Source organism: Falsiruegeria sp. JB4-1 (assembly GCF_055693495.1).
Genome location: NZ_JBVFTZ010000002.1, coordinates 228,930 through 242,323, shown reverse-complemented (window position 1 = coordinate 242,323; position 13,394 = coordinate 228,930). Strand labels below are relative to the sequence as shown.

Below are 13,394 nucleotides of genomic sequence, written 5' to 3'. Positions count from 1 at the left end.
AATTGTTTTTAACGAGTTAACTAATTTTGCTTCCCCAAGAAATGAGCGAGGGCCTGTTGGGAATCACTACAGGCCCTCGCTTTTGTCCGAGTTGGGGACTCGGACAATACAGGCATCACGGCCACTCAGCGTGAGCCTGTTTCCAGAAATTTCCGATAATGGTAGATTCGTCTGGCGAAGTTGGAGCAGAATAGTCATCCGTGGGATCGCCAAGTGCCTGTTCCAACCAATCCAGACTGAAGTCTTCGGAGTAATCGGCCAGTGTTTCAAAGCTGACCTTGGTGCGTTGGCCTTGACCCATTGCAAAGGCAAAAACGTGTTCTCCCATGGCGCATCCCATCAAGGCTCCTGCTGCGCTGTCCATTGGGAAATGCACGCCTGCGATGGTTCGATTTACGGCAATGCGGGTCGCCAATCGGAAAACTTGCGCCCCAGCTTTGACGCCAGCGCGTGGTCCTTCGCCGGTCATCAACCGATGCATCACGGTTGCAACGGCAAACGCCTCGGTCGCGTGGCCACTGGGGAAACTGCTGTGGTCCGGCGTCTGGATCATGGGTTGAACCCGCGTATCAAGATCGACGGGGCGAGCGAAGCGGCACAGATGCTTGACCTGCATTTCCACGAAAATAAGGAACCGGACAACGGCCCCCAAAAGCTCGAGACTACGCAGCCGACGCTGTTCGTCCAACAAGGAAATAGCACCATAGAACGACAGAATGTCGTCTTGTTGAATCTGAATTTCAGCGACACGATCAATCCGTAGATCTGCATAACTTCGGACAAGTTCGAGCTGGCCGCGCATTTGATCCGCATCCAGTGTTTGCCGGTGGACGTCAACAAGGGCAGCGGGTTGAATGTCGTTAGAGCCGTCCCACTGAGGGACAAACGAAACACCAGCACCGCTGGTTTCCCCGTTGTCCGTCAAGGCACGTACCTGGGCGCTGCTTGCCAGTGCGTGATCCAGCATTCTGGCCCGCAAGGGTAGACGCAGATAGAAAATGTCTTTGTCGTCGGGTTTTCCCAGATCCGGTATCGGGTCAGTCACCTGAGTATTCCAATATCCGCCGATCCCGTCTCGCGTTGACACCAGCGCAGCGTTCATCAAGGAATTGGATGGCCCCCCGGCGTGATTTCCTAATGATCCGCTGCCTGAGTATCCGGAATAACCAGAATACCCCGAGTAACCTGAGTATCCGGAATAACCTGAATAGCCTGAATAACCTGCTGCACCCATTTCAAAATCCTCCCAGTCAAATTGTCGACAAACCGTTTGTGCTAGATGAGGGTAGGTCAAGAATTTCATAAACGTGAACTGAAATTTGACGGTTTTTTCACGTATTTGCGCGTTTTCGTTGCAAAAATCGTAAACATTTGGGTAAGTTCAAGGCGCCTGTGGCGGGAATTTTGCTTGGGCTGAAAGTTGGTAGAAAGTGACCGAGAGTAGATTGAACGCAAAAGTCAGGATTAAACTTTGCGGACAGTTTCGCGTAGAGAGCCTTGATGGCTCGGATCTGACGCCTCGCAGCGCGAAGGCGCAAGGGCTGCTGGCAATGCTGGCCGCGCACCCACAACACACCCGTGCACGGATTTGGTTGCAAGACAAACTGTGGAGCGATCGTGCTCGCGAACAGGGGGCTGCCAGCCTAAGACAAGCTCTGACAGAAATTAGGCGCTCATTGGGTGAGCATTCCGAAATCTTTCAATCTGATCGCCGTACCGCTTCGTTGTTGGCCGAAATGATTGAAGTTACGCGAGACCATGACTGCGAGTTTCTCGAGGGAATTGATGTTCGTGACCCTGAGTTCGACGAGTGGTTGAGGCTCGAACGTTTGCAGAGTTCCGGTTTGCTTAGCTCGTCCGATTTCACAAGAACACCTTGTCCTCCCAGAACCTCGTCAAAGATATGTTGTAACCCTGCCTCAAGAAACAGGCTCTGAAATGGAGCGCCTGATGTCTGAGGTTTTTGTTGCCAACGTCGCTTCCAATCTTGGGGAGCAGCTTTGCGTGGGGACCGAATCTCCGGCGAATGAACGAGGCGGCGGTGATCGTATCACGTTGAAAGCACACACTGTTTTCCACAATGGTCAGGTCATTCTACACTCAACTTGCACGTCGGGACCCGCAAACAAACAGATTTGGTCCGGTCGCCGGGTCCTGCCAGCACATGGTGCACCGCCAATCAATGACGACCGCGTATTGCAAATGGCAAGCGAGGCCGTCGGTATCATCGGAGAACAACTTTCGGCTGAAGCACGTACGTTGCGGACGGAACTTGAAAACGATCCGGGTGTTTTGGCCAGCCTCGCAGTTCAAAAGATATTCTCCATGCGTCAGGATGAGCAGGCCGAGGCAGACGAAATGTTGCGTCGTGCGTTCGACGTCAGCCCGCGCGGCACTTTCTTGGCTTGGCGTGTGTTCCTGCGGGTCACGCGACTTTTGGAGCGGCATCAATATTGTCCTCAGACAACTCTAGACGAGCTCAAGTTACTGTGTGCCAAGGCACTCGAATTAGAACCGATGAACTCGTTGGTCGTTTCCATTGTGGCTTATGCCAAACTCGTTGTTACAGGTGAGGTAGGGGAGGGGTTCGAGTTATCCCGCCGCGCGTCGGCCCTGAATAATGCCAATCCTTTTGCGTGGCTCGCATTGTGTACGTCGAACCTGTACCTGGGCCAGGTCAACGAAGCCCATACCTACATGATGCGCGCGCGAACCATCGGGAGTGCATCACCCTTTAAGTTCTGGTGGGACACGGGGGCTTGCTTGACGGCTACGGCAACCGGCAATTTCGATGCTGCTGCGTCACTCGCAAATTCGGCCCGGGTCATGTCACCCGACTTCCGTCCACCGCTCAGGTATCTTGTCGCCTTGAACCTGCGCGCAGGAAACGTCGAGGCTGCTTTGGATGCTGTTGGTCAAATTCGTCAGTTCGAGCCGGGGTTCTTGGCCGAACAGCTAACCGAAGACGGAGCATATCCCTCGGCAACACTTCGCTCGGCGGGCATTGTGTCCAATGCCCAACTTCGCGAATTAAATTGAGGCCGGAACCTAAGCCAAACTTAGTTCTTTTTGAACGCGTCCATCAAGGCGGCTCCTAAAGCGCCAGTGTCTGCGCTCCCTGTTTTTTGAGATGCCGAGAGGCGGCTGTTTTTCTGGCGGTTCGCCTTGACGGCTGTATTGCCGCGCGGTGCGTTCCCTCCGTTACTCCGATCCTCTCGGGCTGACGCACCGCCATCCTTGCGCATGCTCAATCCGATGCGTTTTCGGCTGACATCAACCTCAACAACACGCACCTTGACCACCTGACCGGCCTTTACCACCTCATGAGGGTCCTTGACGAAACGGTCGGCCAATTGGCTGACATGAACCAATCCATCCTGATGCACGCCGATGTCCACAAACGCGCCAAATGCGGCTACATTCGTGACTGTTCCCTCCAGGGACATACCGGGCTTGAGGTCTTTGATATCTTCGATCCCATCCGCGAAGGATGCGGTCACAAAACTGGGGCGGGGGTCACGTCCCGGTTTTTCAAGTTCTTCGAAAATATCCCGTACGGTCGGAAGACCGAAACTATCCTCGACGAAACGCTCGGCGCGAAGGGAACTCAGGCTCCCTTCATTACCCATGATGTCGCGAATGTCCCGGCCGCAAGACTTGATGATTTCCCTTGCAACACCATAGGCTTCGGGGTGGACTGATGAGGCATCCAGTGGTTCGCTCCCATCACGAATCCGCAAAAATCCGGCAGACTGCTCAAAGGCGCGTGGCCCTAGACGCGCAACGGTCAACAAATCTTGGCGTGTTTCAAATGCGCCGTTCGCATCACGGTGTGTGACGATTGCCTCTGCAAGGCCCGGACCAAGGCCCGAGACATGTGCAAGCAAAGGGGCAGAGGCCGTATTGAGATCGACACCGACCGCGTTCACCACATCCTCGATCACGGCTTCGAGTGATTTTGACAGCCTGTGCTGATCGACATCATGTTGGTATTGGCCAACGCCGATTGATTTGGGTTCAATTTTGACCAACTCGGCCAACGGATCCTGCAATCGGCGCGCAATCGACACTGCTCCGCGCAATGAAACGTCAAGGTCCGGGAACTCTCGCGCTGCTAGTTCAGATGCTGAATACACCGAGGCCCCAGCTTCCGAAACGACTACTTTGGTTGGGGGTTTCACGCCTTTGGGCAAGAGTTTCAGAGTATCTGCCACCAAACGTTCGGTCTCGCGGCTTGCAGTACCGTTGCCAATCGCGATCAGCTCAATCCCAAAGGTCGTGACCAATTTCAGAATTGTGGCTTCGGAGCCCCGCAAATCGTTCTTGGGCTGGAATGGGTACAGTGTTTCTGTTGCAACCAGCTTGCCAGTTGCATCGACAACCGCTGCTTTGACGCCAGTTCGAATGCCTGGATCCAATCCAAGGGTTGGTCGTGAACCTGCAGGTGCGGCAAAAAGCAGATCCTTGAGGTTTCGGGCAAAGACCGCAATTGCGTCGTCTTGCGCACGTGCGCGCAAATCCGCCATCAGATCGACCATCATTGTCAGGCTGAGTTTCACACGCCAAGTCCATCCCGCAACCTTGCGCAACCATTTGTCTGCGGCGCCATCGCCACGGGTCTGAAGTTTTGCCGCCACCATGGATTCAAGTCGATCTGATCCAACTTCCGGATCTGGCGAGATGTCCAGTGTAACAACACCCTCTTTCGAAGCCCGCAACATCGCTAAAGCACGGTGGGACGGCACATCAGCCCACTTTTCCCGATGGTCGAAATAGTCCGAGAATTTGGCTCCAGCTGCCTCTTGTCCGGCGACAAGAGTGGACGTCAGATAGGCGTTTGTCCGCATGTACGCGCGCAGTTCCCCCAACAAGGTTGCGTTTTCCGTCAACCTTTCCGCCAGAATATCCCGTCCGCCATTCAATGCGTCTTTTGGCGTGGGCACGGCTTCTGAAATGAATTGCTCTGCAATAACCTCAGGGTTGGAGGCGCGATCTGACAGGATCGCGTCGACCATAGGTTCCAACCCATTCTCGCGGGCTATCATGGCCTTGGTCCGGCGTTTGGGCTTGTACGGAAGGTAGATGTCCTCAAGCTCGGCTTTTGTGCTTGGCAAGGGCGACAGCCTTGGCCAACTCGTCTGTCAGCTTTCCCTGATCCTTGATCGACGTCAGGATGGTGTCACGACGAGCACCAAGCTCGCGCAGATACGTCAGACGTTCAGACAATTGTCTCAGTTGGGTGTCGTCCAAACCCCCAGTTACTTCCTTACGGTAGCGCGCAATGAAAGGGACGGTGGCCCCTTCGTCCAGCAAAGTGACGGCTGCGCGCACTTGATCTGGGCGAGCGCTGATTTCTGTTGCGATAGTCTGGGCGATACGCTGTCCGGTGTCCAAGTTTGTCTCCCTTGGGATAGATCGGACATACTACTTACTTAGCCGCATCGACCCCGCCAAGAGGAAATGAAACGTCGGCGCGGATTGACCGTCTACTCCTAGCTGACGGCTTGGATCGTTGGCTGGGTTGCTTCGGCTATATAGGCTTCCAGATCCCTGGTTTCTTCTGGAGTAAGCCGCAGGCCCAACTTGGATCGACGCCACAAAAAGTCATCAGCACTCCGAACCCACTCGTTGTGGATACACCAGTCTATCTCCGCCTGTGTAATGGTGGCTCCGAAATTTCGGCCAAGTTCTTCAGCCACGAGCGCCTTGCCAAGCACGTCACTGGTTTCCGTTCCATATGCGCGGACAAGGCGGGTCGCCCATTCCTGATCGAGAAACGGGTATTGCCGGGTCATCGACGATATCAGGCTGTTGACGCCATCCACAGGAAAATCACCGCCTGGCAGGGGGACTCCAGCCGTCCAGGGGCCTTGGGACTGAGGGAAGACCAGCGCGATCTTGTCTAACGCGGCCTCGGCCAGTTTGCGGTAAGTGGTGATTTTGCCGCCAAAGACATTCAACAAGGGCGCGCCGTCCGCCTGCTCCAATTTCAAAACATACTCTCTGGTGGCTGCAGTCGCGGATTTGGCTCCATCGTCAAACAAGGGCCGAACACCTGAATAGGTCCAGACGACATCGTCTTTGTTCAACGGGGTCTCGAAATACTCAGACGCAAAATCAATAAGATAATCGCGTTCTTCGTCGCTGCAATGGGGGGCATTGTCTGCACTCGAATGCTCGGTGTCCGTTGTGCCGACTAAGGTAAAATCACCTTCATAAGGAATTGCAAAGATGATCCGGCCGTCCGTACCCTGAAAGAAATATGCCTTGTCGTGATCGAACAATTTGCGTGTGACAATGTGGCTGCCCCGCACCAACCGCACGCCGTCGCTGGAATTACTTTGCAGCGTGTTGTGAATTATGTCGCCAACCCAGGGTCCGCTGCGGCATTAATCAACATCTTGGCGAAAACAATTCTTCGTTGACCTGTCTGAGTGTCGCGCAGTTCGATCGACCAGTTGCCATCTTTCCGTTCAGCTCCGACTACTTTTGTGCGGGTCATAATGTGAGCACCGCGCGCCTTGGCATCGCGTGCATTCAATACGACCAACCGCGCGTCTTGGATCCAGCAATCCGAGTATTCGAACGCCTTTTGAAACTTGCTTTTGAGTGGCCGTCCGACCGGGTTTGTCTGCAGATCTAATGTCTTGGTCGCTGGCAGAATTTCGCGCCCACCCATCGTGTCGTACAAAAACAGCCCCAGTCGAACCAGCCAACTTGGACGGCGCCCTTTCATCCAAGGGAGAATACCGCTCAACATCCGCGACACAGGCGTGTCACTCTCGAACCGCATGTCTTTGTGGTAAGGTAGGACAAACCGCATCGGCCAGCTGATGTGCGGCATCGCTTTGAGCAGCACTTCTCGCTCAATCAACGCCTCTCGCACCAACCGAAATTCCAGGAACTCGAGGTAACGCAAACCACCATGGAACAGTTTGGTCGATGCCGAAGACGTGGCGGACGCCAGATCGTTCATTTCCGCCAATGCGACCGAGAACCCGCGTCCTGCTGCGTCACGGGCAATGCCACACCCGTTGATACCTCCGCCGATGATAAACAGGTCCAGCACTTCTTCTTCGGTTGATTTCAATGAATGGTCAGTTTGCATTCAATTCGTCCAATACCAAAATTTCTGTTTGCCCAACCCGGGCTGCTTCAATGAATTCGATCGGGGGTATTTGATCTGTGACGACGTAGTCCAGAGCTGCAATTGCACAGATGCGGATCGGAGCAGAGCGTTCGAACTTGGAAGAGTCACACACCAAGATCTTGACGCGCGAGTTGCGCAAGATGGAACGGGCTACCGAAACTTCGCGGGCATCGTAGTCCAGTATTGATCCGTCCGCGTCCAAAGCGGACGCTCCGATCACCGCGTAGTCAACTTTGTAGCGTTCAATAAACTCGACCGCATCTTCGCCAACAATGGCACCGTCGCTTTGACGAACGGCACCCCCTACCAAAATCAAATCTTTGGATTGAGTGCCAATCAAAATGTTGATGATGTTGATGTTGTTAGAAAGGACGGTCAGATCTTTGTGCCGGGTGAGAGCTTTGGCAACTTGTTCTGTGGATGTCCCAATGTTCAGACTGACAGAACAAGAATCCGGGATCAGGCTGGCTGCAAGAACACCCATCGCCTCTTTTTCCCGTCCTCTTAGCTTTCTGCGTTCGGCATATTCCCGGCTCGACACCTGGTCGACGCGTATGGCACCGCCATGTGTTCGCGAAACCAGTCCGCGGTTGCTCAAATCTCTTAGATCCGACCTGATGGTTTGGTTAGAGACCCCAAATCGCGCCGACAGATCATCGACGTGAACACGCTCCTGCGCCTTTAAGATTTCAAGTATTTCGTTGTGCCTTGTCTCTGCGTCCACGGCTGTCAACCTTCACTCGGTTTGTCTGGGGTTACATAGGTAAAGTCAAAATGTTTGTCACCTATGGATTTTCGATTAGCTTTCGTAAATTTTCGAAAACGCGGAAAACGATGATAATTTCCCTATAGAAAGACCTCGGATTTTTCATTTGCCACGGGTTGTCATGACAACTAATGTCCGCCCTGTCCGAGCACAGCGACTCTGGATCAGTTGATACAGACAGCAAGCCCACAGGAGGTTGATCACATGGGGATCCGATTTTTCTCGGACCGGAACCGTCCGGTTCACATGGGTCCCTATCCGCTGGAGCGACTCAACCGACGATCAGATCTTCCAGGTCTGTCAGATGTTCCAGATATGAAATCTCTTAGCTTTGATCGCCCGGACCAGCCGGAAAGCATCGTCAATGCAATGGGTGAGTTTCAGGCCATGATGGATGCCATCCGGGATGGCTTTGTGAATACTGCAACGTCAGACATCCCGGCAGATCCCGTAGAACGGTCCAACCACTTCAAGGCTTTTGGGTACTATAACGATGCGTCCATGGTCGGCGTCACTGCTGTGCCACAAGACGCTATCCTGGCGACTCCTCGTCGCAATCCTGACATTGATCGACTTGCCCAAGCCTTAAAAACACGACAAACCAAGACGTTTGCCTCGGGCATCGACATGATCATGGCCGATCTCAAAGAAAGCATCGAAGCGCCGGTTTCCAGCGTGGATCGCCACAAGACAGCGATTGTTTTCCTGTACGAGCACATGCGTGATCCTCGCCCCAACGAACCGGGCAGTGAATGGATTCTGGATGCGCAAGATCATCGCGCTTGCCTGCGCGGAACTGAAACGGCTGTGGTGATTGCAAATTACATTCGCCTTTTGGGTTACGAAGCCCGCGCTCATACCCTGACCACAACAGAGGTGGATCTGGGGCGTCTTGCGGTTTCTGCCGGATTGGTGAGTGAAGAGGAAGGCAAGCTCGTAGCGCCTTGGTTGGGACAGCGTTTTGGGTTGGCCGCGATCACCACAGAGATGGATCTGGCGCCCGATCAGCCATTGGCTCCGATGTCGGAACAGCCGTGGTTTCAAACTCGAGGCCCTGCATGGTGGTTGGGCAAAGGGTTCGCTAAATCCGGCCTGAACCGAGATCCGTTTTCGAACCGAGACTATGTCGATGGCGCGCATCCGTTTGAACGGCTCAAGCGCGTGGATCGACCCACGACATACATAGATGAGGCTCGTGTCGCACGCGTCCCCAAGCGGTCTGACATGTTCGCGCGATCGCTGTTCGGTGACATGGGTAAAGCCAACCAGGAAGCTGCGCGAGGCGGACATTATGTTCGAAAGTCTGCTCCCAGTTTTGCGCAGCGCCGGGCACTGGGGGCTTTTGTTTTGCTGCAAGACGGTGAATCGAACGCAAAGGCTCTCCGTCCCACACAAGAACAGCGCAATGCGGACAATCTGAAGGCGGCCAGTTATTTTCTGGGCGTTGACGCAGTCGGAACCAGCCGATGTCCTGAATGGACTTGGTACAGCCACGACGCCGCAGGCGAACCCATTGAACCGACACATGATCAGGCAGTCAGCATGATTATCGATCAGGGGTTCGAGACGATGGAAGGGGCCAGCGGTGACGATTGGATTGCGGTCAGCCAGTCAATGCGCGCATACCTGCGGTTCTCGCTTCTTGGTGGCGTCATTGCTCAACAAATCCGAAATCTTGGCTACAAGGCCAAGGCGCATACGGTGATGGATGGCGAAGTCCTGCAGCCACCTTTGTTGCTGTTGGCCGGGTTGGGCGAGGTCAGCCGAATTGGTGAGGTTATACTGAATCCGTATCTTGGTCCGCGGCTTAAATCTGGCGTTGTAACAACTGACATGCCGATGGCGCATGACAAGCCGATTGATTTTGGTCTGCAGAATTTCTGTAACTCCTGCAACAAATGCGCGCGTGAATGTCCGTCTGGTGCGATTACGGCCGGTCCCAAGCTCATGTTCAACGGATACGAAATCTGGAAATCTGATAGTCAGAAATGCACGACCTATCGCATCACACAAAAGGGTGGGGCGATGTGCGGGCGCTGCATGAAAACCTGCCCGTGGAATTTGGAAGGATTGTTTTCACAGGCGCCGTTCCGATGGGCGGCGACAAAGATTCCATCCGCGGCACCTGTGCTAGCCAAGTTGGATGACGCCGTTGGCAACGGGGGACTTAACGAGGTCAAAAAGTGGTGGTGGGACATCGAGCTGGATGAAAATGGCGGCTACAAGCACCCGCAGCATCCTGTCAATCGTCGCGATCTCCAGCTTGATCTGGATTTGAAATACGAAGATCAGACGCTTGCGGTCTATCCGGCGCCCTTGGCGCCGCACCCTTGGCCATACCCTTTCCCAATGGACCGAGAGGCCGGGATTGCTGCATATGAGGCAATGATTTCAGCCGAGGAGTATCAGGAACGATTGGCACGTGGTGATACGTCGATGGTGCATGAATACACCAACGATGGCGAAGCCCCCGTGGTTCAGGTTTCAATCTCCAAGGTCGAAAAAATGACCGCTGATGTGACGAAGTACGAGTTTTCAACGCTCGATGGTTCCCCCTTGCCGAATTGGACGGCGGGGGCGCATTTGGACGTGGTTGTGGCACCGGAGTTCCTGCGACAGTATTCGATGTCTGGCGATCCGGCCCAAGCAGGCACATATCAGATTGGTGTGCTGCGCGAAGACAAAGGGCGCGGAGGATCGGCCTTGCTGCACCGGATCTTTACTGAAGGGCGCAAGGTCTTCATCTCGAAACCAATCAACCATTTCGAATTGGACGAGACAGGTAGCAAGACGTTCCTTATGGGCGGCGGGATCGGCATTACGCCCATGATTGCCTTTGCCCATCGGTTGCATGAGTTGGGTGCCGATTTCGAACTACACTATTCCGCCAGCCAGAAGGATGGAGCCGGATACTTGAACGATCTTGCCAATATGCCTTGGTCGAACCGGGTACATCTGCATTTTTCGGATCAGGGCACGCGCGCGGATTTGGATCAGATCTTGTCTGGCTATCAATCAGGCTGGCACGTCTATACTTGCGGCCCAGATCGCTACATGGACGGGGTTATGCAAGCTGCTGAACGACAGGGCTTTCCTGAAGAGGCGCGGCATCTCGAATATTTCAGTGTGCCGGAGCAGCCTGACTATGTGAACCACCCTTTCAAAGTTCACCTGGCGCGTTCTGGCAGAACACTTGATGTGCCGTCAGACAAGACAGCGGCTGAGGTGATGGTGGAGAATGGGGTGGCAATAGACATCAAATGCTCAGACGGTATTTGTGGCGTTTGCAAATGCAATCTGATCTCGGGCGACGTTGAACATCGTGACTTTGTGCTGTCCAATAAACAACGGGAAACAGGGATCATCACATGCCAGTCGCGCGCGTCCGAGCCGGATGGGTTGATCGAAATCGACGCTTGAAAACTTGGCAAAGAAACTGGTTTGGAAATCGATCGTCGCAACCTTCAACGCAGGTCGGGGATGTCGCCAGCGCTGACCCGTTGCATCCCCATCATCAAGCTTTGACCAATGCGGCGTGCCATCAGATCGAACAGGGCTGCTTTCTCTGGCGACAGCACCTCGCGAGCCACCTGATCAAACAGTCCTAGCCATATCTCGAAGTGTCGAGGTTCGATTTCAGGCATGGCCAGATGGGTTTGCATTGGGTTGCCTTGATAGGCGCGATCCCGGAGCATCACGTTGGCCCAAAAGTCTTCAATTTTGGCAAGATGTCCTGCCCAAGCGGCGTCATCTTCGCCGATATGTTCTTTGAAGATCGGGCCAATGGTCTGGTCTTGGCGAACCTTTGAATAGAACTGGTCAATGAGCGCACGGATGTCTGCACGCGAAATCTCAGCTTTTGTCGATCTGTGGAGGGTCATTGGATTGCGACCTTTCATTGTGGGCTCATAGTCCTGACAGCGTCGGATCGAGCAATGTGAGAAATTGCCCCACACCGTGGCACACTGAATACTGATATTATTGATCAAAACTTATTATAGTATGATCAAAACCTTAGGATTTACACTGAACAGAGGATAATTTTTTTGATCATATCTAGCCTGTAGGTTCGATCAAAGGTAAAGTGAAATTCAACGTATGTAGTGACTGGGTCGTCTTGAGCGATCTGATCGCCGGGTAAATGAGGGGTCGTCATGGATCTGCTGACAATCAATGACCAGCCGGGACAATATCCAAAATCCTATTACGCAGAAAATGCCTCGGCAGACTCGATTGACATGCTCAATAGTGCAAAGGGTGATCTGCGATGCGATGTTTGCGTTGTTGGCGGTGGATTTACAGGGCTGAGCAGTGCACTGCATCTGGCACAGCGCGGGTACGACGTGATCCTGCTCGAAGCGCAGCGCGTGGGGTTTGGCGCCTCGGGACGCAATGGCGGCCAGGTGGGGCAAGGGCAGCGCGTTGAACAGGACGAGCTTGAGGATATGGTTGGCCACGACCGCGCACAGGCCCTATGGCAGATCGCAAGGCAATCGGTCGATCTGGTGCGCGACTTATCCAAGTCCGATCTGGTGCATGCCGATTTTCACGCCGGCATCATTCACGCCGATCATCGCGCGCGATATGTCAAACATAGCCACGACTATGTCAAACATCTGCAGGACAAGTACGGATACTCCAACATTCGTGCGTTGAGCCGCGAAGAAATGCGATCGCTGGTAAATTCGCCTGCGTACTATGGCGGCAGTATCTATGAGGACGCGGGCCACATCGATCCGCTGCAGTATGTTCTGGGTCTGGCGCGGATGGCCATGGCTGCCGGTGTGCGAGTATTTGAGCAGTCTCGGGTGATGTCGTTGCAAGAAGCATCATGCGGCGGTTGTCTCGACCGAAAACGCTCGCGTCACTGCGGATCATGTGGTGCTGGGGTGCAATGGGTATTTGGGCAAACTGAACGGTCCAGTGGCTGCGCGAGTTATGCCGATCAACAACTATGTGATTGCCACAGAACCCTTGGGACCAGACCGGCAGGAAGAGCTTATTCGAAACAACCATGCGGTCGCGGACAGCAAGTTTGTGGTGAACTACTTCCGCTTTTCGGACGATCACCGCTTGCTCTTTGGCGGCACTGAAAGCTACCGCTACAAGTTTCCCGATGACATTGCGGGGGCGGTCCGGGTTCCGATGCTTGAAATCTTTCCGCAGCTGAGCGATGTGCGCATCGACCACGCCTGGGGCGGAACGTTAGGGATCACCATGAACCGGATGCCGCATTTCGAGCGATTGCGTGGCAACATCCTGAGCCTTTCGGGCTTTTCAGGCCACGGCGTTGCAATGGCTTCGCTTGCTTAGCCAAATCGCGGCCGAAACGATCGCGGGTCAAGCAGAGCGGTTCGATCTGATGGCTTCGGTTCCTACGCCTCGATTCCCGGGTGGGGCTGCTTTGCGATCTCCGCTGCTGGTTCTGGCAATGCTCTGGTACAGTTTCCGGGACAAGCTGTAAGGCCGGGAGCAAAA

Annotated in this window: 5 protein-coding genes and 3 pseudogenes; 3 read left to right on the top strand and 5 right to left on the bottom strand. The window is 54.2% G+C overall.

Features of this window, described 5'->3' with window-relative positions; genetic code table 11:
* Window positions 1–115 precede the first annotated feature (115 nt).
* Window positions 116–1,234 (bottom strand): phosphatase PAP2 family protein, encoded by a 1,119-nt coding sequence (locus ACZ1HE_RS23110; RefSeq protein ID WP_472624998.1) that lies wholly within the window; start codon window positions 1,232–1,234, stop codon window positions 116–118.
* Window positions 1,235–1,950: 716 nt separating this feature from the next.
* Between ACZ1HE_RS23110 and ACZ1HE_RS23105 the strand changes: the two genes are divergently transcribed.
* Entirely contained in the window at window positions 1,951–3,039 is a 1,089-nt protein-coding gene (locus tag ACZ1HE_RS23105; RefSeq protein ID WP_472624996.1) for a hypothetical protein, read from the top strand.
* 20 nt (window positions 3,040–3,059) lie between these two features.
* On the opposite strand, the pseudogene ACZ1HE_RS23100 reads toward ACZ1HE_RS23105, so the two are convergent.
* The 3 genes and pseudogenes from ACZ1HE_RS23100 to ACZ1HE_RS23090 all read right to left on the bottom strand — a co-directional run bounded on the left by ACZ1HE_RS23100 (window position 3,060) and on the right by ACZ1HE_RS23090 (window position 7,874).
* Window positions 3,060–5,394, bottom strand: a pseudogene (locus ACZ1HE_RS23100) (Tex family protein).
* A gap of 98 nt (window positions 5,395–5,492) precedes the next feature.
* Window positions 5,493–7,108 (bottom strand): annotated as a pseudogene (gene glpD / locus ACZ1HE_RS23095) (glycerol-3-phosphate dehydrogenase).
* Window positions 7,098–7,874, bottom strand: coding sequence for a DeoR/GlpR family DNA-binding transcription regulator (locus ACZ1HE_RS23090; protein WP_472624994.1), 777 nt, complete (start codon window positions 7,872–7,874; stop codon window positions 7,098–7,100). The pseudogene glpD and the gene ACZ1HE_RS23090 overlap by 11 nt, the downstream one beginning before the upstream one ends.
* Before the next feature lie 246 nt (window positions 7,875–8,120).
* Here ACZ1HE_RS23090 and ACZ1HE_RS23085 point away from each other — a divergent pair, with 246 nt between their 5' ends.
* Entirely contained in the window at window positions 8,121–11,336 is a 3,216-nt protein-coding gene (locus tag ACZ1HE_RS23085; protein ID WP_472624992.1) for a 2Fe-2S iron-sulfur cluster-binding protein, read from the top strand.
* 44 nt (window positions 11,337–11,380) lie between these two features.
* Here ACZ1HE_RS23085 and ACZ1HE_RS23080 read toward each other — a convergent pair whose 3' ends face one another.
* Window positions 11,381–11,797, bottom strand: a complete 417-nt coding sequence (locus ACZ1HE_RS23080; protein ID WP_472624990.1) for a group III truncated hemoglobin — start codon at window positions 11,795–11,797, stop codon at window positions 11,381–11,383.
* Between the two features lie 273 nt (window positions 11,798–12,070).
* On the opposite strand from ACZ1HE_RS23080, the pseudogene ACZ1HE_RS23075 reads away from it, so the two are divergent.
* Window positions 12,071–13,380, top strand: a pseudogene (locus ACZ1HE_RS23075) (NAD(P)/FAD-dependent oxidoreductase).
* Window positions 13,381–13,394 lie beyond the last annotated feature (14 nt).

Coding starts and splice junctions, on each gene's coding strand:
- ACZ1HE_RS23105 (WP_472624996.1), top strand. CDS start 1,951: ATGTCTGAGGTTTTTGTTGCCAACGTCGCTTCCAATCTTGGGGAGCAG.
- ACZ1HE_RS23085 (WP_472624992.1), top strand. CDS start 8,121: ATGGGGATCCGATTTTTCTCGGACCGGAACCGTCCGGTTCACATGGGT.
- ACZ1HE_RS23110 (WP_472624998.1), bottom strand. CDS start 1,234: ATGGGTGCAGCAGGTTATTCAGGCTATTCAGGTTATTCCGGATACTCA.
- ACZ1HE_RS23080 (WP_472624990.1), bottom strand. CDS start 11,797: ATGACCCTCCACAGATCGACAAAAGCTGAGATTTCGCGTGCAGACATC.